25 protein-coding genes and 1 tRNA gene are annotated in these 23812 nt (G+C 60.3%); 15 read left to right on the forward strand and 11 right to left on the reverse strand.

Annotation, left to right across the window (positions count from 1 at the left end):
• Window positions 1–116 precede the first annotated feature (116 nt).
• The gene (locus PAB09_RS00180) at window positions 117–812 is read right to left on the reverse strand and encodes a hypothetical protein (protein WP_271034118.1); all 696 of its coding nucleotides are present in this window, start codon (window positions 810–812) and stop codon (window positions 117–119) included.
• Between the two features lie 88 nt (window positions 813–900).
• Here PAB09_RS00180 and PAB09_RS00185 point away from each other — a divergent pair, with 88 nt between their 5' ends.
• Window positions 901–1173, forward strand: a complete 273-nt coding sequence (locus PAB09_RS00185) for a hypothetical protein (RefSeq protein WP_271034119.1) — start codon at window positions 901–903, stop codon at window positions 1171–1173.
• A 400-nt stretch (window positions 1174–1573) separates the two neighbouring features.
• On the opposite strand, the gene PAB09_RS00190 is transcribed toward PAB09_RS00185, so the two are convergent.
• Together PAB09_RS00190 and PAB09_RS00195 are read right to left on the reverse strand one after the other, a co-directional pair.
• Window positions 1574–2266 (reverse strand): hypothetical protein, encoded by a 693-nt coding sequence (locus tag PAB09_RS00190; protein WP_271034120.1) that lies wholly within the window; start codon window positions 2264–2266, stop codon window positions 1574–1576.
• 230 nt (window positions 2267–2496) lie between these two features.
• The gene (locus PAB09_RS00195) at window positions 2497–2772 is read right to left on the reverse strand and encodes a hypothetical protein (RefSeq protein ID WP_271034121.1); all 276 of its coding nucleotides are present in this window, start codon (window positions 2770–2772) and stop codon (window positions 2497–2499) included.
• Between PAB09_RS00195 and PAB09_RS13260 the strand changes: the two genes are divergently transcribed.
• The 6 genes from PAB09_RS13260 (at window position 2711) to PAB09_RS00220 (ending at window position 8573) form a co-directional block, all read left to right on the forward strand.
• On the forward strand, window positions 2711–2989 hold the full coding sequence (locus tag PAB09_RS13260) for a phage tail termination protein (RefSeq protein WP_442873766.1): 279 nt from the start codon (window positions 2711–2713) through the stop codon (window positions 2987–2989). The genes PAB09_RS00195 and PAB09_RS13260 overlap by 62 nt on opposite strands.
• Before the next feature lie 84 nt (window positions 2990–3073).
• Window positions 3074–3748, forward strand: a complete 675-nt coding sequence (locus tag PAB09_RS00200) for a hypothetical protein (RefSeq protein WP_271034122.1) — start codon at window positions 3074–3076, stop codon at window positions 3746–3748.
• Window positions 3714–4010, forward strand: a complete 297-nt coding sequence (locus PAB09_RS00205; RefSeq protein ID WP_271034123.1) for a hypothetical protein — start codon at window positions 3714–3716, stop codon at window positions 4008–4010. The genes PAB09_RS00200 and PAB09_RS00205 overlap by 35 nt, the downstream gene beginning before the upstream one ends.
• Window positions 4011–4112: 102 nt before the next feature.
• On the forward strand, window positions 4113–4355 hold the full coding sequence (locus tag PAB09_RS00210; RefSeq protein WP_271034124.1) for a hypothetical protein: 243 nt from the start codon (window positions 4113–4115) through the stop codon (window positions 4353–4355).
• A gap of 158 nt (window positions 4356–4513) precedes the next feature.
• Window positions 4514–4586: transfer RNA gene (locus PAB09_RS00215), tRNA-Ala, on the forward strand.
• Window positions 4587–4802: 216 nt separating this feature from the next.
• Window positions 4803–8573 (forward strand): phosphoribosylformylglycinamidine synthase, encoded by a 3771-nt coding sequence (locus PAB09_RS00220; protein ID WP_271034125.1) that lies wholly within the window; start codon window positions 4803–4805, stop codon window positions 8571–8573.
• 78 nt (window positions 8574–8651) lie between these two features.
• Here PAB09_RS00220 and PAB09_RS00225 read toward each other — a convergent pair whose 3' ends face one another.
• The gene (locus PAB09_RS00225; RefSeq protein WP_271034126.1) at window positions 8652–9149 is read right to left on the reverse strand and encodes an SRPBCC domain-containing protein; all 498 of its coding nucleotides are present in this window, start codon (window positions 9147–9149) and stop codon (window positions 8652–8654) included.
• A 504-nt stretch (window positions 9150–9653) separates the two neighbouring features.
• Here PAB09_RS00225 and PAB09_RS00230 point away from each other — a divergent pair.
• The 4 genes from PAB09_RS00230 to PAB09_RS00245 all read left to right on the forward strand — a co-directional run bounded on the left by PAB09_RS00230 (window position 9654) and on the right by PAB09_RS00245 (window position 13038).
• Window positions 9654–9827, forward strand: coding sequence for a hypothetical protein (locus PAB09_RS00230; protein WP_271034127.1), 174 nt, complete (start codon window positions 9654–9656; stop codon window positions 9825–9827).
• A 78-nt stretch (window positions 9828–9905) separates the two neighbouring features.
• The gene (locus PAB09_RS00235; protein ID WP_271034128.1) at window positions 9906–11306 is read left to right on the forward strand and encodes a CotH kinase family protein; all 1401 of its coding nucleotides are present in this window, start codon (window positions 9906–9908) and stop codon (window positions 11304–11306) included.
• A 225-nt stretch (window positions 11307–11531) separates the two neighbouring features.
• Window positions 11532–12023 carry a hypothetical protein gene (locus PAB09_RS00240; protein ID WP_271034129.1) on the forward strand — a complete coding sequence of 164 codons (492 nt, stop codon included), beginning with the start codon at window positions 11532–11534 and terminating at the stop codon, window positions 12021–12023.
• A 538-nt stretch (window positions 12024–12561) separates the two neighbouring features.
• The gene (locus tag PAB09_RS00245) at window positions 12562–13038 is read left to right on the forward strand and encodes a ferritin-like domain-containing protein (RefSeq protein WP_271034130.1); all 477 of its coding nucleotides are present in this window, start codon (window positions 12562–12564) and stop codon (window positions 13036–13038) included.
• Here PAB09_RS00245 and PAB09_RS00250 read toward each other — a convergent pair.
• On the reverse strand, window positions 13035–13505 hold the full coding sequence (locus PAB09_RS00250) for an OsmC family protein (RefSeq protein ID WP_271034131.1): 471 nt from the start codon (window positions 13503–13505) through the stop codon (window positions 13035–13037). The genes PAB09_RS00245 and PAB09_RS00250 overlap by 4 nt on opposite strands.
• Window positions 13506–13642: 137 nt before the next feature.
• On the opposite strand from PAB09_RS00250, the gene PAB09_RS00255 reads away from it, so the two are divergent.
• Window positions 13643–14365, forward strand: coding sequence for a YceI family protein (locus PAB09_RS00255; RefSeq protein ID WP_271034132.1), 723 nt, complete (start codon window positions 13643–13645; stop codon window positions 14363–14365).
• Between the two features lie 41 nt (window positions 14366–14406).
• Here the strand turns inward: PAB09_RS00255 and PAB09_RS00260 are convergent, their stop codons facing one another.
• On the reverse strand, window positions 14407–15687 hold the full coding sequence (locus tag PAB09_RS00260; RefSeq protein WP_271034133.1) for an alpha-amylase family glycosyl hydrolase: 1281 nt from the start codon (window positions 15685–15687) through the stop codon (window positions 14407–14409).
• 344 nt (window positions 15688–16031) lie between these two features.
• On the opposite strand from PAB09_RS00260, the gene PAB09_RS00265 reads away from it, so the two are divergent.
• From PAB09_RS00265 to PAB09_RS00275, 3 genes are read left to right on the forward strand one after another with little or no spacing between them, the layout of a single operon-like run.
• The gene (locus tag PAB09_RS00265; RefSeq protein WP_442873767.1) at window positions 16032–16988 is read left to right on the forward strand and encodes a substrate-binding domain-containing protein; all 957 of its coding nucleotides are present in this window, start codon (window positions 16032–16034) and stop codon (window positions 16986–16988) included.
• The gene (locus PAB09_RS00270) at window positions 16985–18076 is read left to right on the forward strand and encodes an ABC transporter permease (RefSeq protein ID WP_271034134.1); all 1092 of its coding nucleotides are present in this window, start codon (window positions 16985–16987) and stop codon (window positions 18074–18076) included. The genes PAB09_RS00265 and PAB09_RS00270 overlap by 4 nt, the downstream gene beginning before the upstream one ends.
• 3 nt (window positions 18077–18079) lie before the next feature.
• Entirely contained in the window at window positions 18080–18838 is a 759-nt protein-coding gene (locus PAB09_RS00275) for an ATP-binding cassette domain-containing protein (protein ID WP_271034135.1), read from the forward strand.
• 146 nt (window positions 18839–18984) lie between these two features.
• Here PAB09_RS00275 and PAB09_RS13220 read toward each other — a convergent pair whose 3' ends face one another.
• From PAB09_RS13220 to PAB09_RS00305, 5 genes are all read right to left on the reverse strand, one after another.
• A complete protein-coding gene (locus PAB09_RS13220) occupies window positions 18985–20232 on the reverse strand; it encodes an ATP-binding protein (RefSeq protein ID WP_333780174.1) in 1248 nt (415 codons plus the stop codon).
• Window positions 20233–20412: 180 nt separating this feature from the next.
• A complete protein-coding gene (locus PAB09_RS00290) occupies window positions 20413–20892 on the reverse strand; it encodes a hypothetical protein (RefSeq protein ID WP_271034136.1) in 480 nt (159 codons plus the stop codon).
• Complete coding sequence (locus PAB09_RS00295; RefSeq protein ID WP_271034137.1) at window positions 20871–22421, reverse strand: sodium/proline symporter; 1551 nt, start codon at window positions 22419–22421, stop codon at window positions 20871–20873. Before PAB09_RS00295 ends, PAB09_RS00290 begins: the two co-directional genes overlap by 22 nt.
• Before the next feature lie 8 nt (window positions 22422–22429).
• Window positions 22430–22564: a hypothetical protein gene (locus PAB09_RS00300; protein ID WP_271034138.1), complete on the reverse strand. Its 135-nt coding sequence runs from the start codon at window positions 22562–22564 to the stop codon at window positions 22430–22432.
• 142 nt (window positions 22565–22706) lie between these two features.
• Window positions 22707–23801 (reverse strand): ABC transporter ATP-binding protein, encoded by a 1095-nt coding sequence (locus PAB09_RS00305; protein ID WP_271034139.1) that lies wholly within the window; start codon window positions 23799–23801, stop codon window positions 22707–22709.
• Between the last annotated feature and the right edge of the window lie 11 nt (window positions 23802–23812).

Below are 23812 nucleotides of genomic sequence, written 5' to 3' on the forward strand. Positions count from 1 at the left end.
AGTCGTTGGCTGCCTTTCAGGTGGTCAAGCGGATCAAGGAGGAAATCTTGGGCGGAAGGATTCCCGGGCTTGTTATCGATCAAGCGCTGAGCGAGTGCATCGAGTTTTCGGTTCCCTCAGCTCGTAAGCGCCAGGAAAGCGGTGCTGGACAGGTTGCCGGTCATGCCGGCAAGGGCACCGACGGTGAACGGGTTGATCCAGTTGTTGATGAAGGTGGTGAACCGTGATTCTTTGCCAGTCTTCTCGGTTTCGAACTTGGCGAGCGTCAGGGTTGCGGCAAGCTGCTGGAGGGCCTTCTCAAGTTCAAAATCTCCAACGGTCGCGTAATTGTCCAGGCACCAACGGATATGGAGAAGGAGGTTTTTCAGATGGCGTTGCAATGCAACATCCATAGCCTCTTCCGATGCAGTTTCCTCGATCTTGTCGAGGAACTCACGGATGATCTTCGAGCCTTCTGGCTTAAGCACCGGAACTCGAAGCTGCATCAATTCTCCCAGGGCGTACAGCAACTCGAGATCTTCATTCTTAACCGAATGGGGCTGGGGCTTTTCCCAACCATACGGGTAGAGGAAGACTCCTCGAGTCCAACGGTCGAGTGCTTGCTCCCACATTGTCGTATTAGACCCAGATTCCGCCATTCCCCGAATGAAGTCATCGATCGCCGACAAATGCATCGCAGCGATTCGGAGATTAGCTGTCGAAGCGGCGAGCTGGTCAGCATCGGAGGTGTTCAACCCTCGGGAATCGCGAGCCAGTCGGTCGCTATTCCAAGCGGTGAGCATCGAATGAAGGGTCTGTGCTGGGTTTCCCATATCTCAAATATAAGCACACGAACTGAAGAAGCGATTCCAGCCCGCAGCGGCGTAGGGCGTCGAAAAGCAAGCAGGAAGGTAAATCATCATGGCGAACGAAATGACGGCCGACATTGATCTCAACCGGCTGGCTCTAGAGATCGACGGCTTGGCCGACGAGGTATGCCGCCTGCTCGCAGAGGAGGATCGCGACCTCACGTGGATCGATCAGCTTGTCGCTCAGCGCCAGGCGCTCATCGCAAAGCGAGAAGCCTATATCAGTGAACTGCTCGCATCTTCGGGCGCCACGGCCCAGGGCGTCGAAAAGCAAACAGGAAAGAGACAACCATGGACAAATTGGCCGAAGCCAAACTGTGACTAGCCGAGGGTGCTCACCGAGTCGCGGATGCCGAGCTGACGCTCGCAGTCAAGCGCTATATCGAAACTCTGGACAGCTACGTTGATCTGCTTGCAACCGGTAAGAGCGACGATGGGGCATTGGGCAAAGCACGCATTACATACAAGGTGGCTCGCAAGCGACTAGAGCGCGCTATCGATGTTGCGGTGTCTGCGCTGCGACGTCTACAGGAAGCGCAGGAACAGGTCGCAGCGCCGCAGGAACCACCAGGGAAACTGGACACGGCGCAAGTGGCCTTACTGCTCGTAAATCGAGGCATCGATTTTGGGGTCATTTAATGCCTGTCAAGTATGGAGATCTGAACAGTTTGCGGGGAAAGCCTCGCCGTGACTTTTATCGTCGATGTCACGACTCAATGCCAGGGCTAGGTGATGTCGAAAACGTCGCGCTTGAAAATATCGAGGGATTTCACGAGCAACAGTTCAATGTCACGCATCCTGTCATCGAGGCTCCACGATCCGTAGCTTCTGACGCTGTCTTGAAACCACTCGGGCACATCGAATTGGACTGTCCACCGGATATCTACGCCATCGTTGGAATCAGGTTTGGCTCCGGGCACGGGGTAGATAGTCGCGATTTCCAGCTCCTCGTTGTCCCTGACGAGAGCATGGAACTGATCGCATACACGAGTTCTCGTGGTGTCGACGAAGGCAGAGTCCACCTGGAGTTGAATGTTGATGATTCTCCAGACGAGAGCATGGCCGTGTCGGTGTCGATCGATTCGAGCGAGTTCGTGGATCCACCACAAGCCGCTGCCGGTGTGACCACCAGTCGCGTGGTAGGGCTGCATGCGTTCGATCATCGTGCGCGTCCGCTCTGACAGGCCTTTTGGATGGAACTTGGCGTCGAAAGCAGTTCTGTCTTTGAAGATCGGGAATTGCAGCCTTTCAGCATTTGGCGGCGGGTTCTTCCCGGTGTCGTGAGCCACCAGCTCGTACAACAGGCCGTCGAGGAAAGCTCGTACATTGTAGAGCCACTCTCCGAAGAGGATGGAGAGCTCGGGTGGGAATGGCGCGGTTGCTTTCAGGTGCAAGGAAGCGTGGTCAGCGTGTTTCACAGCCCGCTTCCGCTGGCTACCTTGCCGAGGCGCTGTTTCTTGCAGCAGTCCCAGTGGAATCTGGGCAACTAGCAGAGTCGACGGCGGTAGACGTGGAAATCACCAAACCCTACCCAGGGAGATCAAACCCGCGTTATACCGCAACTCTTCGTGTCACCGCCCCTTATGCGGCAGCTTTCGAATTCGGATTCAAGGCAAAAAACGGCAAGGAAGTCCCAGGACACCACCTGCTAGCGCAGGTCATCGAAGCCCTTTCCATTTAGGAGAATGCAGTGAAGCTCCCCACCGATATCACCCCGCGACCAGACATCGAAGATATCCTCTGCGATCTGCTCGAAAGTAAGGCCGCGGAAATCGAACCCACACCGCTGGTAGTCACTCAACTCCCGACCGACTACGAGCAAACAATCACGAGCACGCCAATCATGCACGAGCACGCCAATCATTACGGTAAGAAAGACCACCGGCGCAGGGACAACCGAGCACCAAGTTGATGCCAGCTTCATCGAACTCGCGGTAATCTTCCGCACCAGAAAAGAAGCATGGCAACTGCTCAATTACCTCGCCGCCTGGCTTCCCTCGCTGGAGGGGCGCACAGACATCATGCCTGTTCGCCTCGTACACATCGAGGAGATCAAATCACCCGTGATGCCGAAATGGATCGATCCGGAACACCGCCGCGTCCAAGCGGATTTCCGCATCCACATCCGACGCCCACGCTAGGGCAGACCAATCACCTCTCAGACCCCGTGAATACCCCGGGGTCTTTCTGCACCCCGCGCGCCGGGGAGAAAAGGACTCATTGTCATGCCTGAAAATCAAACTGTCGACTTTTACACGCTCAAGGACAAGAACGATTCACTGCTGCTGGCAGCACTGAACATCGCGATCTTGATGAAGCCATACGACGGCAATCACCTCGAACTCTCCGACATCATCGACGCTGAAAACAAGCTCAAGCAGCTCCCAGAAGGCTGGTTCACCGTCGGCGGGATCGAGAAGAAGGCCGGCGTCGACATGGCACCGGACATGAAGGTCGAAGAACCAGAAGGCTACGGCTCCCGCGGCCGACGCCGAGACTTCATCACAGACGAGTCATTCGGCATCGACTTCACCGCCCAAGAAGCTCGCCTGCGCACCATGGGAATCTACTACGATCTCGACCTCGAGGCGATGGTCTACGAGAACGGACAGTTCTTCGCAAAGAAGCGCCGCGCCGCAAAGATCCCCGAGTTCTCCACCCTCGCGATCGGCTACGACGGTGACCCAGGCAAGGAAATATACCCATTCTGGTACTTCCCGAAGACCTCCATGGAAAAGAAGGGCAAGCAGTCCCTGTCCGACTCCGACGTCCTGACCTGGCCGATGAGCTTCAACGCCAAGGACGACGAATCCTACGGCTCACTCTTTGGATTCGGCATCGCGGGCGCCGGATTCACCAAAGGAAATGGCTACCGCAATGGGTATCGCCCAGCCAGCTAGCTCCACCGGCACCACCAAGACCGTGACCCTCCCAGCAGGCACCACCGGCGGCACCTGGACCCTGATCATCGACGGCAAGACCACCGCCGGCATCCCATTCGACGCCGACGGCGCAGCAGTCACCAGCGCACTGGCAGCAGCACAGTCCACCGCCACCGCCCAGGGCTCCGCCGGCGGCCCATTCACCATCACGGGCGCCACCAACGTTTCCGCCAACGGAAACAACCTGACCGGCGGCGACACCGCAATCACCATCAACTAGACGCGCACCGTCGCGCCGGGCCGGGGGAGTTCTTGGCAGGTCGCTTCCGGCCCCATCCCTTATTCGCAATCGACCTGCCTCATAGTTTTGAAAGGACCTGCCATGGCTAAGAAAGTCGAGAAGGAAACTGATCAGTTCGAAGAGTTCCTCACTCGGGCGCAGGAGCTGGCGAAGAAGACCGGGAAGAAGCAGAACCCCACTGTCACTGATGATCCCTTCATCCTCGGTGAGGAGTATGGGTTTGAGCCGCAGATTGTGATCACGAAGCCGGTATTCACTGATCGGTTGACGTTGGCGCAGGCAGCGCAACGTCAGGACACGGTTACCTGTTTGCGCGTGTGCTAACAGACTTAAGCCCACAACGCTGTGCGAGAGCCCTCGCCCCAGGAATTGTGCCACGAATTCCGGGGCGGGGCGATGTCTAAAACAAGGGAGACGTTGGTGGTTCCAGGCGCAACAGTTTTGCACGGCACATGCAGGCTCGTGTACCATCAACGCCCACCGGGGCATTAGCTCAATTGGTAGAGCATCTGCTTTGCAAGCAGAAGGTCAGGAGTTCGATTCTCCTATGCTCCACAGGTCAAGCACCTAGGCGGACACAGTAGTCATTGCCTAGGTGCTTTTTCTCAATTCCTATCCCACAGCGGAAGGCTGTGAGACCAGCGCGGCAACCGTCAGGCGTCGGTAAGCACAAGCCTGAAAGTTATGGGGTGGGACGGTTCAACAAACGCGGTGGGTACGGCTAGTGTAGTGGGTGGAAAAAGTCGCTGTACGAGGAAGGCCTGACCTAAGGTGCCAAAAGTAGACGCCCGTCTAGCAGTTCGCCGCAAACCGCAATTCCGCAACGAAGAAGAAGCGTTGCGTACCACCTTGAACAACCTTGACGCAGTCGCGCTCGACAGCGTCACGGTTATCAACGTCTACGATGTTTTCGGCGCAGCCCCGGCCGACATTGATGCGCTGTTGGCCTCTGTCGTCGCCGACGAGCGCGTCGATGATGTCCTCGGCGTCGAAGAACTCGAGGCGCTTCTTGCCACCGCGCCAAGCAGCCTCGCCGTGGAGCCGCTGCCTGGCCAGTATGACCAGCGTGCCGACGCCGCCGAGCAGGCACTGCGCCTGCTGCAGCCAACAACAGAGGCTGCCATCTACTCCGGTGAGATCTACATCTTCAGCCCCGCACCCAGCGCCGAGGCCTATGCCCAGATCCAGGACTACCTCATCAACCCCGTCGAGGCGGGAAAGAAGGACCTCTCGGTGCTGCGCCGCCCGGAGATGGGCGATATCGAGCCGCTGGCAACCTACCCGGACTTCCTTGAGCTTGACGACGAAGGCCTGTCCGCCATGATCCGCGAGGTGGGCATGGCCATGAACCTGGCAGACCTCAAGGTCACCCAGGAGTACTTCCGCGCCGAGGGGCGCACCCCGACCGAGGTGGAGCTGTCCGCGCTGGATACCTACTGGTCCGATCACTGCCGCCACACCACCTTCAATACCGAGCTGACCAGCATCGACAACAACGACCCGACCTTCGGCCCGCTGCTGGATCGCGCGCTTGCCCGCTACGAGGAATTGCGCGAGATCAACGGACGCACGGCCAAGCCGCGCACGCTCATGGACATGGGCACCATCATGGGTCGCGAGCTGCGCCGCACCGGTGTCATGGATGACCAAGAGGTCTCCGAAGAGATCAACGCCTGCTCCGTCTACGTGGACGTGGATACTGCCGAGGGGGACAAGCAGCCGTGGCTGCTGATGTTTAAGAACGAGACGCATAACCACCCGACCGAAATCGAGCCCTTCGGTGGCGCCTCCACCTGCCTGGGCGGCGCAATCCGCGACCCGCTGTCGGGTCGCTCCTGGGTCTATCAGGCCATGCGCATCTCCGGCGCGGGGGACATCAACACCCCGCGCAACGAGACCATCCCGGGCAAGCTGCCGCAGGCGGATATTTCGACCCGCGCGGCGTTGGGTTATTCCTCCTACGGCAATCAGATCGGCCTGGCTACCACGGGCGTTCGCGAGCTAGTACACCCCGGCTACGTTGCCAAGCGCATGGAGCTGGGCGCGGTCGTTGCCGCAGCCCCGGTCGACAACGTCAAGCGCCTGGAGCCGCAGCCCGGCGACGTGGTGATCTACCTAGGCGGGCGCACCGGCCGCGACGGCGTCGGCGGAGCTACCGGCTCCTCCAAGGCTCACGACGAGGAGTCGCTGGCGCGCTCCGGTGCCGAGGTGCAAAAGGGCAACCCGGTCAACGAGCGTAAGATTCAGCGCCTGTTCCGCCGCCCCGAGGTCGCCCAGATGATCGTTCGCTGCAACGACTTCGGCGCAGGTGGTGTGTCCGTGGCCGTCGGCGAGCTGGCCGATTCCATCGACATTCACTTAGAGCGCGTGCCGCTGAAATACGCCGGCCTCAACGCCCGCGAGATCGCGATCTCCGAGTCCCAGGAGCGCATGGCAGCGGTCGTGCGCGCCGAGGACGCCGCAGCCTTCATTGCCGCCGCCGAGACCGAAAACATCGAGGCCGTGCAGCTGGCGGAGATCACCGACACCGGGCGTCTGCGCATGTTCTTCCACGACGAGGTGGTCCTCGACCTCTCGCGCGCCTTCATCGACACCAACGGCGCACACCGCGCCCAGGAGGTGGAGCTGGTCGCCGCCGAGGCTGTCGCCGCTACACACAAGCCCGCCACCGTCCTCGAAGCGTTGGCATCCGCATCCTCGGGTTCCCAGGAGGGCATGATCGAGCAGTTCGACTCCACCGTCGGACGCTCCACCGTGCTCATGCCTTATGGTGGTCGCACCCAAAAGACCGACGAACAGGCCTCCATCCAGACCCTGCCGGTTCCTGGTGGCACCTCCACGGCATCGGTGATGACCTGGGGCTACTCCCCGGCGCTGGCCGATAAGTCCCCGTTCCTCATGGGTGCTTATTCCGTGGTCGAGGCCATGGCAAAGCTCGTGGCCGCAGGTGCCCAGCCCACCGGTGCGTGGCTGTCGGTGCAGGAGTACTTCCAGCGCCTGGATAAGGATCCGAAGCGTTGGGGCGAGGTCACCCAGGCGCTGCTTGGCCTGCTGGAGGCCCAGGACGGCCTTCAGGTTGCCGCCATCGGTGGCAAGGACTCCATGTCGGGTACCTACGGCGAGGACCTGCACGTCCCGCCGACGCTGGTCACCTTCGCCGTGGCCGCGATGGACGCTTCCCAGGCCGTCTCTGCCGCCATCCCCGCGGGCGAGTATGAGCTCTACCTCGTCGGCCACACCCCGCTTGCCGCGGGCGACCCGGATTACGCGCAGCTCAACAGCAATTTCGCGGCCGTGCGTGCGCTGGTAGCCGAAGACAAGATCGCTGCGGCATCCGCCGTGACCGAGGCTGGCCTGGCACCGGCGATCGTCAACATGGCGCTGGGTAACGAAGTTGGCTTCACCGCCGCCGGTGCCTTCGCTTCCGCCCCGCTTGCCGACGTCGCCCTGGGCTCCATCATCGTCGCGGTCGCGCCGGGCACGGCCGTAGAAGGCACGCTGCTGGGCCGCACCAACACCTCTGGCACGCTGGAGTTTGGCGCGGAGTCCTTCACCATTGCTCAGGCGCTGGAGGCATCCGAGTCCGGTTACCGTGAGGTCTACCCGCTCAATGACTCCGCCGCCTACGCTGACGCCCACGACGAGCTGCCGGGGTTCGCCACCAGCCTGCCCGTGGCGGCTTCGGCCGTGGCCACCACGAATAAGGCCGCCGAAGCCGGCGCACCGGTGCATGTCTTGCTGCCGGTGTTCCCGGGCACCAACTCCGAGTACGACATGGCCGAGGCCTTCCAGGCCGCCGGTGCCACCGCTGAGTTCCATGTCATCCGCAACCTCAATGCCGAGCTCCTTGAGGCCGATACACGCGCGTTCATTGAGAAGCTTGCCGACGGTAAGACCAGCATCCTGGCCTTCTCCGGCGGCTTCTCGCTGGGTGATGAGCCAGACGGCTCCGCGAAGTTCATCGCCGCGTTCCTGCGTTCGGCCGAGGTTGCCGAGGCGGTGAAGGCTTTTACCGCCCGCGACGGCCTCGTGCTGGGCATCTGCAATGGCTTCCAGGCGTTGGTGAAGTCCGGTTTCCTGCCGTATGGTGACCCGGCCAAGCAGACGGATCAGTCCCCGACGCTGGCGCATAACCGCCAGCTGCGCCACATCTCCCGCATCGCGGAGACCCGCGTGGCCACCACCCCGGCGGCCTCGCCGTGGCTGTCCACCTTCACCCCAGGCCAGCGCCAGTTCGTGCCGGTCTCGCACGGTGAGGGCCGCTTCGTGGTCAGCGAGCAGGAGGCACAGGAGCTGTTTGCCAACGGCCAGGTGGCCTTCCAGTACGTCGATGCCGAAGGCGTCCCGACGATGGAGGCACCCGCGAACCCCAACGGTTCTTCCTATGGCATCGAGGGCATCATCTCCGCCGATGGTCGCATCCTAGGCAAGATGGGTCACCCGGAGCGTTTCCGCGACGGCCTCATGCGCAACATCCCGGGCATCGAGGTTCAAGACATCTTTGCCAACGCCGTCAATTACGTGGCGGGCAAGCAGAGCTAAAAGCCGCCCGACGCTTAAAGTGTCAACCCGCCAACCCCGGCACGCAGGTGCTTGGGAGGTTGGCGGGTTGACTTGCGCTTAGGAGGCCTGATCCACCGGCAGTTCGAGGTAGGTCTTGAGCGAGCTAAGGATCATGGACCAGCCTTCGGTCACACCGTGGAGCATGACGGAGTCTTCGGAGTCGAAGCCGTCGTGGACGAGTTGAAGGCGCGCCCCCACAAGGCCGTCGGCAAGCGGGCTGATGTGGAATGTGACCTTGCTGCGTTCTGACAACGCCTCCTCGAAGGCCTCGTCGGAATCGAATAACCCGCGGTGCATCTCCTGGATCGGGTGCCAGGTGTACTGCAGCAGCTTGCCGGGAATGGCCTGCAACACCACCTGACCCAAATCGTCGAAGCCGTCCTCAGGCATGGATTTCCACAGCACCTTCTCGCCCGGTACCCAGCTTGACTTCGGCCCGGATCCTTGCAGGTAGATATCCATGTGCTCGCGCTGGGTAAGCGCGTCATAAACACGCTGCGCGCTGACCTGCCCGCCGTAGATGTAGGTGATGTAGTTAAACTGTGGTGCGCTCATGGGCAGGAGTTCCTCTTCTCGTGGGGGTGGTGTTTCTTGCAGGGCGGATGGTGGTTTCTGCCCACTAGCCTAGCCATGTCAGGGTCGAGGGTGTGTGGGACGATGCGCTCCGAATAATGAGAGATATGCGCGAATTGACAAGTTGTCTGCGCAAAATGACAAGTCGACATGTGTGATCTAGGACATAATGAACCCATGCCTTTGAGCGCGGTCTCGTGTCCTCCACGCTCAAAGGCATTAACTTTTCCTCTTTGCTTGTCCGCATCGGGTGCGTCGACCGTGCTCGTTGTTCTCACAGGGACAATTGAGGATCCTCCCATCAACCGCCCACCTTCCTGGAATGTCGGCGCGCTTTTCTTGAAGCACACGTTGAAATTGCGTCCTTCGAGACTCGCGAACAAGGTAAGGGGGTATAGGTATTTATGGTTGATGGGCATTCGGCAGGTAACGCTGCCTCCGTGCGGCGTCGAGTGATGGCAGGACTGGTTTATTGCCAGCCTGAGTGTGGGATTGGCAGCCTGCACGGCTCAAGACACTCAGACCACAAACACGGCAGCCGAGGCCGCCCTGGCCGCAACGATAGACGTGGGCGAGGACAATCTTTCGCTGTTTGATACCTCCACCAGCCACGACATCTCCCTCGAGATTTCGCAGGAGGACATCGATACGATGTTGTAGGCCTATCAGGACGACGATTCAAAGACTTGGGTTCCGGCAACAATTACCATCGACGGCACCAAGATTGAGCAGGTAGGCGTGCGCCTGAAGGGAAATTCCTCCCTGACCGCGCTGGGCGGCGACCTGCCGGGCGGCATGGGCAACATGCCCAATCCGCCAGAAGGTTTTGACCCGTCCAACCTGCCGGAGGGCTTCGATCCCTCCACCATGCCCGAGCCGCCTGCTGATACTGCAGCCGACGACGCGGGCACGGATGGCACTGCCGATGCAGCGCAGGTAATGCCCGAGGGGCGTGCGGGTGGCATGGGCGGAGCGCGCTTGGGGGCGAGCATCGACGAGGACGATCCGACCACCTACCCGCTGTTGATCAGCTTCGATAAGTATGTGGACGGCCAGGTCTACCAGGGAATTTCTGAGCTGTCCCTTCGTTCAGGAATTCCATCTCTGAACGAGGCGACCGCTTTGTCTGCATTGTCAATGACAGACCAGTCGACCCAGCGGTATAGCCACGTAACCTATTCCGTTAACGGTGGCTCCACATTGAGCCGAATCGTGCTGGAAAACCCCGACGAGTACTACGCCGCGCGCTTGGGCGACGGCATCTTGAACAAGGCGGATTCGGAGAGCTCGCTGACCTATCAGGGCGATGATCCGGCGACCTACACCGACCAGTTTAAGCAGGAGAAAGACAAGGACAACGAGAACGAACAGCCGATCATCGACTTCCTCTCCTGGCTTGATAGCGCCGATGAGCAGGAGTTTGAGGACAATTTCGATAACTACGTTGATGTTGAATCCTTGGCTAAGTACGTCGCGACCCAGAACCTGCTCATCAACTCCGATGACATGTCGGGCCCTGGGCGCAATTACTACCTTTGGTACGACAATTCCACAAGTAAGTTCACCGTCCTGGCCTGGGACATGGATTTGTCGCTCAACGGCAATAGTGAACTTAGCCCCGATTCCACCAACTCCATGGGCATGGGGCGCGGCGGCAAGAATGCGGCTGAGGGCAACGCCCCCGGAATGCCAGCAATGCCAGGTAGAAGCGCCGATACCACGCAGACAACCGGATCTACGCCAACTGAATCGGATAGTGCGACATCCAGTGCGGAAAGTGCAGACAATACCGAAACTCAGGCCACAGAGGAATACCGACCGGCCAGCAAGGACACCATGATGAGCTCGGGTGCAGATACCTTCAAGGAACGCTTCCTTTCGAACGAGAAATTTAACGCGATCTATGAGGAGCAGTACTGGGAGCTTTATGATCAGCTCTTTACCAACGATGCGCTGGCTGACGTGGTCAACGAGTTGCGCACCCAGGTCCCGGCCACCGATGGTCTAAGCCAGGAAGAGATTGACTCCAGCGCGGATTCGCTGCTTGAGATCATCGAGCGGCGCAAGGAGTACCTAGCAGGCGTGCGAGGCGGCGAAACGGAGGAGTCACCAATTACGACGAGCCCGGTCACAAGCTAAGGCTTATTATGTCACGTGATTGTTCTTTCGAGGCTGTCACAAGCTTTACGAGTGCTGTGGATGAACAGTTTTCCTATCCAAGGGTAGGAAGAATCGGGTGGTGTGCTAGCTCGATTGCGCCGACCCAAGGAAGTGTGGCCCAGGTCAGCAGCGTTCGCGTATCTCACAGGTCAGCGGGCGGGAACAGGGCTCCCTGCCATGTCAGATTCGGGGATAATGGCAGGCATGGAGATCTCCTTGCCTTATGTTTTACCTGCTCACACCGCGCTGGCCCTCCGGGAGCAGGTTCCCGTGGCAGAAATCGCTGCCTTTTACGAGCGCACCTATGCCGTGCTTGACCGGGTGATGGGACACGCGCGGGTACAGCCTGTTGCGGTGCGGGGCTATTACCTTGCCCCGCCCGGTGCCACCTTTGACGTTGCGGCAGCCTTCGTTATTCCCGAATCCGCACGTCAGATTGTGGCGGACGTAGTGGAAGGAGGCCCCGGCTTCACGAAGGAGGGCGTGATGCTGATGGACTTCCCTGAAACCCGCGCGCTAAAGACTGAGCTTTCGGGCGACTACGCCAAGCTTGGTCCGGCATGGGAAGAATTCTGTGCAAAGATTGTGCGCGATGGTTACGTGCCGGGTTCGTGGACCTGTGAGGATTATATAACCATGCCGGGTGCCGGGGATCCGGATTTACTTCGAACGGATTTGATCTCGGCTATTCGGTGACAGGTTCCGGGGTGGCAAGCAAATTGTTTTAATTGCACACCACTTAATTAGGCAGTGGCAATCGTTGTCTTACCTCGGTCATTCATCGCTGCGTGCAAGGCTGTGGTGTGCGCGTTCTTGAGGCCTCCCAGCTTGGGATATAGGCCCGTATTTCTGAGTCGAACGCGCCGTATATGATCATGCCTCCTGCGCTGAAAAATAACCATTGCGCACAATATAAATAAAGCGTATGCTTACGGGTATACGGCAGAAATGTGTGACTTCGCCCTCCGATTCGAAATATCATTCTTTACAATGAGAATGAAAAATCCGCGGCCTTGTCACCATTGTTAGGTGCGATGGGAATGGAACGTCTGTGCAATGGGGCGTCATGGACGTCGTAAAGCAAGTGGACAACACCATCAAACGCGAAGAAAACTTCACCAAGTCGACAACAAAACAGCGAAGCCACGGCAGCGGGTCAGCAATGATCATGCATGATAGCCGCGGAAGACACGTGAAGGCGGCACTTCTTTGTGCTGCGGAAGGAAGGAAAGAAATGGTCGACAAGCAGCAAGAGATTCAGGCGCTTCAGACGGTGGTATCCGGGATTGCGGCGCAAAGCTATAGCCACCGCATCCACAGCCTCGTCTTTGGGGTAAAGGGGCTTGGGGTGCTGGCGGACAAGTATGCGGCGCACGCACAAGAGGAAATTGATTGGGTGAAAAAGTTCGCCAACCGCATTCTGAATCTGGGTGGTCAACTAAAGATCGAGGCAGCCCCCGCGGCGGAGGTCTATGACGATATCGTTGAGTATCTGAAGAAGGAAAAGCGCACCTCGGAGGAGGGCCTGGCGCGAATTGGCGCCATCATGCCCTCCCTGGAGGGGGATTTCGTGGCTTATGAGGCCATGAAGGACTACATCATCGATGAAGATGGCGATCTCCAGGAGACCAACCAGGACTTGGAGCTCATTGAGCTCATCGGTCTGCAGAATTGGTTGGTCAAGAAGATGGCGGAGGCGAGCCAGGATTAGCCACGGTCTTGATTACGGTTCTCGTAGCTGACCTGCGTTGGGTGTTCGATGGTGCGTGAGACCGTGCAGTCCCGGTCACGGGATAGGTTCATGAGGCGGCTCACCATCGATTGTGCCTGGCGGCCTTCGGGGGTATCGGGGAAGGTGACGTCGAAGGAAAGGCGCACGGCACCCAGACGGCTTGCACCCTCCTCGCTGATGCGGTCGCCCTCGGCGCGGACGTGAAATTTCTCCGGTTCGCTGCGGCGGGCGGTGACGACGTCGACGTCCACAGCGGCGCATCCGGCAGCAGCGGCCAGCAGAACCTCGACCGGGGAGAGTAGCCCCTCGCCCTGGCCGAAGTCGAAGCTGGCGCCAGCGGCGTTGGTGGCGCGGTAGTGGGTCAGCCCGACGCGGGTGACGTCGACCCCGTACTGCTTGGTGATTTCGGCCTGCGGGTTGCTTGAATCCTTGTGTGGGTTAGTCATGGCTTCCATTATGTCCTTACACGGGGTAGCTGGTGGAAGGGGTGGGGTAAGTTCCAAGCGGGCACCCGCGCGTCACGCGGGGCAGCCCCCACATAACCGAAACTATTTACCACCCAGCATTCACCGTGGAGACCATCATGACGAACAAGAAGACACTGTCCATCATTCTGGCCGTTGGAGCCGTAGTGATCATTATCGCGGCGGCCATCGCGCTGCCGCGGTTATATGCCGCCAATGAATCCAGCGATGTTGCCACACCGAGCCTGAGCACCGCAGCGTCGGAAAGCAGCGGTGCGGGGGCGGGCAATGCGGCGACCGACGGCGCACAGGCGGCCAGCTTCGACGGCGATATCGCTGGTACCTGGACCATTGGCGCGGGTTCCTATGCGGGCTATCGGGTGGAGGAGGTCCTCAACGGTGCGAACGTGACCGTTGTGGGCCGCACCGAATCCGTCAGCGGCGACGCGATTATCGATACTGACACCCTCACCGCGGCGACGGTGACCGTGGATCTGGCAAGCGTCACCACCGATTCCGATCGGCGCGACAATTACTTCCGCACCAAGGCCATTGACACCAGCGTCAACCCGGCAGCCACCTTCACCGTGACCGAGCCGCTCACGCTGGAAAACCTAAGCGCCACACCCCAAGATGTCACCCTTAATGGCGAACTCACCATCAATGGGCAAACCAAGCCCGCCAGCACGACCGCACAGGTTGCCGTGGTTGACAATGCCCTGCAGGTGGCCGGTTCCATCCCTGTGACCTGGGCTGATTACGGGGTTGAGGCGCCTAGCCTCGGCTTTGTCAGCGTGGAAGACGCCGGCACAGTGGAGTTTCTTACCGTACTCACCAAGTAATCCAGCAATGAGAGGCCCGAGCACCACCGTGGCTGAGAACATCAGCCCGCATAGGCCCACAGCACCGCACCGAAGGGGTCGGTGATGGTGGCCTTCGGGTGCTCCGGGTCGGCGACCTCGAGGCTGATAAAAAGCTCCCGCTCGCCGGAATAGGCGCGGTAGCTGAGTGCCTGATTGGAAACGGCCGTAACCTCCGTGCGTGCGTCGACAAGCCAGCCCTGGGTACGTCGTAAAGCAATCAATGCCTTGTAGGCGTTGGTGATGTCATTAGCCACCGGGTGGGCGGTAAATGCCGGGCGGATGGCATCATCGCCGCGGAAGCGCTCCTCCTTGATCGCCTCAAAGCCCAGCTCATCGCCGTAGTAGACGCTCGGGATGCCGCCGACGGTAAACAGGATCGTCGCGGCCAGCAGCGCCTTCTTCGGCCCCACCTGGGAGGCGATGCGGGTGACATCGTGATTGCCGACAAACGTCTGCGGGATGAAGGAGTCAAGGAACTCGTTGTGGCGCTTGAGGGTCCAATCCAATTCGAAGAAGTTCTCCTCCTTGAGCGAAGACCAGATCGCTTTCCACAGCTCATACTGCGTGAGGGTATCCATGCCGGCGGCGCCAACAATGCCCGCATAGTCGCCGTGGATGACCTCGCCTAAAAGCAGCGCGTCCGGGTGGCGGTCTTTTACCGCCGCGAGGACAGGCGCCCAGAAATCGGGGGAAACCGAGTATGCAGCGTCCAAGCGCCAGCCGGAAATACCCTTGTCAAGCCAGTAATTCATGACCTCCATGACAAATTCGGCCACTGCCGGGTTGGAATGATCGAAACGTTTGAGGTCGCCGTGTCCCTCAAAGACCGCCTCGGCATCGAGGAGCTCGGGGCGCACGAAGCTGGCCGCCGCATGCGAAAAGACCCCGTCGAACACAACCTTGATGCCGCGGTCGTTGCACGCGGCGATCAGCCGTTCCAGATCGGCGTTGGTGCCCAGGCGCTTATCGCACTGGAAGTAATCGACCGTATCGTAGCCATGCGTGACCGATTCGAACACCGGTCCCAGCAGCAGGCCGTTGAGTCCTAGGCTAATCAGATAATCCAGGCTTTCCCTCAGCCGGTCGATGCGGGCATTGTTGCTTGCCTCATCGTGGGCGTTGCTTTCCGACGCATCCCGGTCCCAGATCGGCGCGCCGCAAAAACCGAGCGGATACACGTGCCAGAAGCTCACCGTGCGCGCCCACTCGGGCAGTGTAGCGTGTGCGCTGGGCGTGGCGTTGGGCAGCGAGGCGGGCGAGGAAAAATGGTGAGGGGCAGCTTGCGGGGAATCGGCGCTCATACCTATCAACAATAGTTGCGCTTTCGGCTGTCTGGAGGGGGAATGTCTTGCCTGCCGACGCCCACCGGCAAAACATCGGGCGCATCGCCAGCGGTGCACGAGCGGAAACGACTGCGCGATTGATTGTGACCACAATGGAGGAAAATGTGTGGGCCCCTGGGGTTGTTACATGGCTGTCGGTTTGCCCACAAACGCGCAACGCCCTTGCTTCCTTAACACCCAGCTTAACAGTGCTTAATCGATAAACAAGCAGGTCAGATGGTTTGACCAAGGTGGGGGTAGTGGGTGACTATGCACTTGTGAGAAAACTTTCCCAGAGTCTAAAGATCGCCGCGGCCGCCGTGATGGTGGCCGTTTTAGGCGCATGTTCCTCCACCGGCGGTGCCCCGCGAAATGATGAAGCCAGCGGCTCCGCTGGTGGCGTGGATACCCCGCGCTACGTGGTGGCCATGGTCACCCACGGCGCGCCGGGCGACACCTACTGGGACCTCGTTCGCAAGGGGGCCGAGGACGCGGCCAAGAAGAACAACCTCGAGCTGCGTTACTCCTCCGACCCGCAGGCACCGAACCAGGCCAACCTAGTTCAGTCCGCCATCGACTCCCAGGTTGACGGCATCGCGGTGACCCTGCCCAACGCCGAGGCCATCGGCCCGGCCGCGCGAAAGGCTGTGGAGGCGGGTATTCCCACCGTCGGCCTGAACGCGGGCATGGATTCCTATCAAAACTATGGCCTGTCCGCCTTCTTCGGGCAGGAGGAAAAGGTAGCGGGCACCCAGGCGGGCCAGCGGCTGGCGGCCGAAGGCGCCAAGCACGCCCTGTGCGTTATCCACGAACAGGGCAACTCCTCCCAGGAGGCGCGCTGCGCGGGACTGTCGGACGGGCTCGCCGCCAGCGGCGGCCAGGTCGAGCTGCTCTACGTCAACGGCCAGGACCTCACCGCCGCGCAGGCGACCATGCAGGCCAAGCTCTCCCAAGATTCCAGCATCGACTGGATCATGGGGCTGCAGGCACCGGTTGCCATGCGCGCGATCGACGCGGTGGGGGACGCGGGCTCGCAGGCGAAGATCGCCACCTTCGACACCAACTCCGAGCTCGTTGAAGCCATCGCCGACGGTCGGATCGCCTGGGCGGTGGACCAGCAACCCTATCTCCAGGGCTACCTGGCCATCGATTCCCTGTGGCTGGCCAAGCGCAACGGCACCGTGTTAGGTGGCGGGCGCCCGGTGTACACCGGCCCGAGCTTTGTGGATGCCTCCAACGTGGCGGGCATCTCTGAGGCTGCGAAGGCTGGCCTGCGATGACACATGCCACCAAGGTCGTCGATGAAAACGACGAACCAACAGCAACCACCGCACCTGCGGGAGAGGCCGTTGCCGGTGAGGACCGCCTGCGCCGCCGCACCGGCTTTGCGCGGCTGATCCGCCGCCCGGAGCTGGCCAGCCTTTTGGGTGCGATCCTCATCTTCGTGCTCTTTTTCAGCGTCGCTCCGGCGTTTAGGTCCCTCGACGCCTTTTCTACCGTGCTCTATGCCAGCTCGACGCTGGGGATCGTGGCCTTGGCCGTCGGCCTGCTCATGATCGGTGACGAGTTCGACCTCTCCTCCGGCGTGGCGGTGACCTCCAGTGCGCTGGCTGCGACGATGCTCAACTACAACCTCCACCTCAACTCGTGGGTGGGCGCTGGCATCGCGCTGGTGATTTCTCTAGGCATCGGCGCGCTCAACGGCTATCTGGTCACCCGCACCGGCATCGCCAGCTTCCTTATTACCCTGGCGGCCTTCCTCATGCTTCAAGGCCTCAACCTCGCGGTGACCAAGCTGGTCACCGGCCAGGTGGCAACCCCCTCGATTGCGGACATGGAGGGATTCGACTCCGCTCACGCGGTGTTCGCGGGCACGATTCACCTGGGCGCGCTGAATCTGCGCGTGACGGTGATCTGGTGGCTGGTGTTTGTGGCGCTGGCCTCCTTCCTGCTGTACAAGACGCGCTTTGGCAACTGGATCTTCGCCGTCGGCGGCGATCAGGATGCCGCCCGCGCCGTGGGTGTTCCGGTGCGCCGCACCAAGATCACCTTGTTCATGTTCGTCGGCTTCGCCGCCTGGTTCGTGGGCATGCACACCCTGTTCGCCTTCGATTCCATCCAGGCCGGTCAGGGCATCGGCAACGAGTTCCTCTACATCATTGCGGCCGTCATCGGCGGGTGCGCGCTCACCGGCGGCCGCGGCACCGCACTGGGTACCGCCATCGGCGCGCTCATCTTCGGCATGACCAACCAGGGCATCGTCTACGCCGGCTGGAACCCGGACTGGTTCAAGTTCTTCCTCGGCGCGATGCTTTTGTTCGCGGTCTTTACAAACACGTCCTTTGCCAACCTCACCAGTAAGCGTTAAGCCATGGCGATTATTGAACTGCAAGAAATCACGAAGTCCTACGGCACCTTCGACGCGCTGCGCGAGGTCAACCTGTCCGTCGCCGCCGGTGAGGTCACCTGCGTGCTCGGTGACAACGGCGCCGGCAAGTCCACACTCATCAAGGTCCTAGCCGGGTTACACTCCCCCACATCGGGGCAGTTGCTTATCGACGGCGAGCCGACCACCTTCAGCTCCCCGCGCGACGCGCTGGACTGTGGTATCGCCACGGTCTACCAGGACCTGGCGGTGGTGGGATCGATGTCGGTGTGGCGCAACTTCTTCCTCGGCCAGGAGCTCACCGGCGCCTTCGGGACCTTAAAGACCGAGGAAATGAAAGAGATCACCCGCCAGCAGCTACTGACGATGGGCATCGACCTAGCCGATGTTGATGTTGAGGTCGCCAGCCTTTCTGGTGGTCAGCGCCAGGTGGTGGCCATCGCCCGCGCCGTCTACTTCGGCGCCCGCGTCATCGTCCTCGACGAGCCCACCGCAGCCTTGGGTGTCAAGCAGTCGGGCATGGTCTTGAAGTTCATCGCTGCCGCCCGCGACCGCGGCATCGGCGTGGTGCTCATTACCCACAATCCGCATCACGCGTACCTGGTGGGTGATCACTTCACCATCCTCAACCTCGGACGCCAGATCCTTGATAAGCCCAAGGCTCAGGTGACCCTCGAGGAGCTCACCCAGCAGATGGCAGGCGGTGGCGAGCTTGAGGCGCTCAGCCACGAGCTGGCCCGCTAACCCTCGACAAAAAACCCCTTTCGGAGCCTTAGGTGAATAGACCTTGGGTGCCAGAGGGGGATTTGTCTATGCGGGCAATAGGTTGAGGTGAGTTACGTGGTGTTAGTGTCCAAGGCGAGCAGGCTGGGGTCTTCGGCAAACAAGGGCTAGGCGCCAAGCAGACTCAACGGGACAACGGCGACGCCGTCTTTGCGGCGATACGCGCGCTCGCTGGTGGAAATGACCACCATGTCCACAGTGTCCTCTGGGAATTGCTGTCTAAACCAATGTAGGTGGCGGACGTCATCATCTTTGATGTTCGCTGAAAGTTTGACTTCAATAGGGATGAGCTGGCCGTCGGAGCCTTGAACAACGAGGTCGACCTCGCGGTCTCCTTTGATTCCACGCAGATGGCCAACGGTGGCGAAGTTGGCATCTGCGGCAACGCGAACCGAGAGGGTAGCCAGTGACTCAAAGAAAGGACCAGACAGATGCTTGAAGCGGCCATGGGTCAGACCATTATCGGGAATGCTGAGTAGCCGAACTGCCAACGCTGGATCAGCCAGTTGGTGCTTGGGGGACTTTGCGAGGTTGCCGAGCGGAGAGCGTGCGAAGTTCCATGCGGGAACCGGGTCTAACATCCAGATTTCTGCAAGCTTTTCTCGATACTTCATGGTGGTTGATTTCGCAGGCTTTGTGCCATGTCCTGCAGTGGCAGCATCCAAGATCTCTGAGTAACCGGTAGTGGTGGAGCTGGCAGCGGCGTAGGCAGCCAGCCATGCCATAAGTCCTGACTTGTCACGCACTGAATATCCCTGATCCGGCAGGTCCCGATCGACAATCCTTTGAATGTATGAGTTCAGTTGCTGATTGCGGACGAGAGGTGGGAGCTCGGTGATACTAGGGAATCCACTGGCCACGATTGCATTCATGTAATCGGCAAGATTCCAAGATGTCTTCCCCGATACAGCAGATTCGCCCGATAGTAGGTTTCCAAGGCTTATGGAAGCATGGCCATCGTGGCGTTCGAAGATCGCCATTGGTCGCATTCTTAGGCTCAAAATTCGGCCCGCACCGCTATGCGTGTCCACTCCCGCGGTTGGGGTGGCCGAGCCTGTGAGCAAAAATGAGCACTTCCGCGTTCGATTGTCCACAGCTCGTCGCACGTAATCCCAGGATTGAGGCAGTTTTTGCCACTCGTCGATGAGGATCGTTTGTCCATCGAAGGCGCTGAAGGTGGGATCCGCGTCCACGATTGACCGGTCATCTTCACTATCGAGGTTCAGCACTGCGCTGGACCGCCTCATAGCTGTTTCAGTCTTGCCCACAGCCTTAGGTCCCTCAATGGCGATTGCACTTACGTGGGGTAGAAGCTGGTCCAACTGCAGGTCCACTGCTCGGTGAAGATAATTCATTCTTACCTGCTCAGAGTGTATATGCTACTAATTTTCCGTCTCCAACGATACTTTTTTTCCGCCTTCAACGCTACTTTTTCTCCCCCGTAAGCGAGAGCGCGTGGTCGCTAAGGAGCGCGGAAGTCGGTTGCTGGAGCACAGTCTGGGGAGGGTGCTCCCATTTCACCTTCTCCAGATATCTCAATCCGGCCTCAGTCTGTCTCTCGTTGCAATGGCGTAGTTGCCGGTGACGGCGTCGATGAGGATGCGCTCGCCACCTTCGGCGACCACGAGCCAATTCGGTTTGTAGAGCGGGTCGATGACTTCTACCGGTGTGGCGTCGAAGGTTCGGCCCAGTTTCCAGCGCTTTCTTAATCCTGCCGACAGCGCACCGTAGGCGTCGGAAAGCACCTGCTTAAGAGGCCGCGCGGCGACCTCCTGCACGCAGGCGGCGCCATCAAGGGGCGAAAGCAGCCACGGGTAGCAGGTCACCGCGCGCCCGCCCGCCGGATCCACCACAACGTATGCCTCATCGCAGCCAACGGCAAAGCGCACGCCCACCATCGGGTAGGCGAAAAGGCGCGGGGGAGCAGGGCAGGTAAAGCCCAGCCCGCGTGCGCGCAGACGTGCCGCCTCCGCATCCAATTGGGGAGTCAGCATCAAGGATTCGGCATCTGACACAGCAGTTGCGCATCCTCTTCACGGGCAAGACGGGCGGCCGAGGTGTTCTTCGTAGAACCCGGGGCGGCTGCAGCAAGCGTGATCGCGCGGGTGATGGTGTCCGGAACCGGGTGGGACTTCTGCGTTGCGAGCGAGCCCAGCACCATCGCAAGCGTCGAAGCACCCAGCCCCGCGACCATCGGGTCGAGGTTGGTGGCGGCGGTCAGCCCCACCACATCCCACGATACCGAGGCCACCGCACCGGCGATAATCGAGGCCAGCGCGCCCACCGAGTTCGCCTTCTTCCACCACACCGCGCAGATATACGCCGGCGCGAAGGAGCTACCCAGGATCGTGGTTGCATACAGCGCCATCGACAACACGCTCGGCGGCTGCCACAGAGCCAGGGCGATCGCCGCCGCACTCATCGCCAACACCGTCACCCGGGAGACCCACACATGCGTGCGGGGGCTCATGCTCGCAGGAAGGAAACGGCCTGCGATATCGCGGGAAACGATCGTGGACGCCTGCAGCAACAACGCGTCCGCCGTGGACATGATCGCCGCCATCACCGCCGCCATGACGATACCCACCGCGAATGTGGGCAGCACCACCTTCGAGACCTCGAACAAGGCCAGCTCCGGGTTGGCAAGCCCCGGCACGATCACCAGCGCCAACACGCCGATGAGGTAGGGGCTGGGGATGAACAGGAAGTTGAAGATCATCGAGTAGACGCTGGCCTTGCGGACCACCGTCGGCGAGCGCATGGCCATATGCGAGACCACCACGTGCGGCCAACCCATATAACCGATGGAAAACACCAACAAAGCGCCCAGGATGAGGCCCCATTGGCCCTCGTACTGGCGCTGCGCGCCGAACATCGACAACAGGTTTTCATTGAGCGTGCCGACGGCTACGTTGCCGGCCTGAAAGCCACCGACGTGGGCCACGGTGGCAACAAGGATCCACACCATGCCCACCACCATGACGATGGCCTGCACGAAGTCGGTGTAGGCCACCGCCAGGTAGCCGCCTAGGAACGTGTAGGCGACGATAATGCCCGCAGAGATCAGCAGCGCGGCCTGGAAGTTGATTCCGGTGACCGCCGCCAACCCCGAACCGCCGGCGACGAACTGCGCCAGCAGGTACAAGAACAGGCCCACCAAGGCCACGACGGCGCCTACCTGCTGCACCAGCCGCGAGTTATAGCGATTGCCGAGGTACTCGATCGAGGTCACCGACCCGAGCATCTGGGAGAGCCTGCGCATCCGGCGCCCGATGATCGACAGGTTCAATATGCCGCCGCCGAGGTCGCCCAGGGCGTACCACATGCCGAAATAGCCCTGGGTATAGCCGAGCGAGCCCGCGCCCTGGAACATATACCCCGACATAGACGAGGACTGCAGGCGCAGCGCGGTCACCGCAGGACCGAGGCTACGCCCGGCCAGCAGGAAGTCCTCCTCGCTGGCGGAGGCGCGCCGGGTCGCCCACAGCCCGATGAGCAGCATGAGCAGGAAATAACCGATAAGGAAGTAGATAGCTGTATTCATGGTCTGGCCTAGCCTTCCATCGTTTCGGACATGGCACCGTCAGACCAGTTGCGGCTGCGGTAGAGGAAAACGAACGTGTAGGCGATCCAGAAGATACTGACCGCGCCGAGGATGGCGACGGTTTCGAGTGGAAGTCCAAACATCTTAATGACAAAGAGGGGAAGGTGGGCTTATGAGAAAGCCGTGCCGGAGGCCGAAGTACCACGCATCCAAGGGTGGGGATGCGAGCCAGGCCACTAGTAGCTACATATCTTGCACCCTCAATGTGACCTAAGGCAACACAGATCAACCCTTTACCGATCCATCGATCCGCTGGCCGCTAGCAGGGTCGAAAAGCAGAACATGCTCTCGGGCTGCGTTCACGACTAGGGTCTGCCCGGTTTTCACGCTGCTGGAGTGATCAAAGACCACGATGCGCCCGAAGTTGTTGCTCGTGTTGCTCAGCCGTGGGTGTGAACAATACGCATAAGACTCGTGGCCTAGCTCCTCAACATGTTCAATGGCGAGACTGAGTCCCTCGTCGGATGCGAAGAAGTGTTCTGGCCGGATGCCAACGATCACCTTCTCGGCTGCCGCCGATCGTTCGGCTGGGGTCATCGGAATGACCAAGGTGTCGAGCTGACAGCCCTGCTCGGTTACCGGGGCCTCCACGAGATTCATGGCCGGAGAGCCGATGAAACCCGCGACGAAGGCGTTGGCAGGGTTTTGATAGACCTCCTGGGGAGAGGCGACCTGCTGGAGCACCCCTGCCTTGAGTACTGCGACGCGGTCGCCCATGGTCATGGCCTCTACCTGGTCGTGGGTGACGTAGACGGTGGTAATGCCGAGGCGGTTTTGCAGCGCCGAAATCTGGGAACGGGTGGATACTCGGAGCTTGGCGTCGAGGTTTGACAGCGGCTCGTCCATGCAGAAAACCGCGGGGTTTCGCACGATCGCCCGCCCCATTGCCACACGCTGGCGTTGTCCACCGGACAGCTGTGCTGGTTTACGGTCCAAGAGGTCGGTCAACTCGAGCATGGCGGCCGCCTCCTTGACTTTCACTGCGGTATCGGCCTTGCTCATACCCATGTTGCGAAGGGCGAATCCCATGTTTTGGGCGACGGTCATGTTGGGATAGAGGGCGTAGTTTTGAAAAACCATCGCGATGTCTCGACCCATGGGGGTCAGCCCAGTAGCATCTCGTCCGTCGATGAGAATTCTTCCATGGTCGGTAGGCTCCAGGCCGGCCAGCATGCGCAGTGACGTCGACTTCCCGCAGCCAGAAGGACCAACCAGCACAACAAACTCGCCATCGGCGATATCCAAGTGAAGCTTATCCACCGCAGGAGGATGATTCCGTTGATAGATGCGGCTTACTTCTTCAAATTGGACGGTTGCCACTGGATGACCTT

This window comes from Corynebacterium sp. SCR221107 (genome assembly GCF_027886475.1).
In the GTDB taxonomy this organism is placed as follows: domain Bacteria; phylum Actinomycetota; class Actinomycetes; order Mycobacteriales; family Mycobacteriaceae; genus Corynebacterium.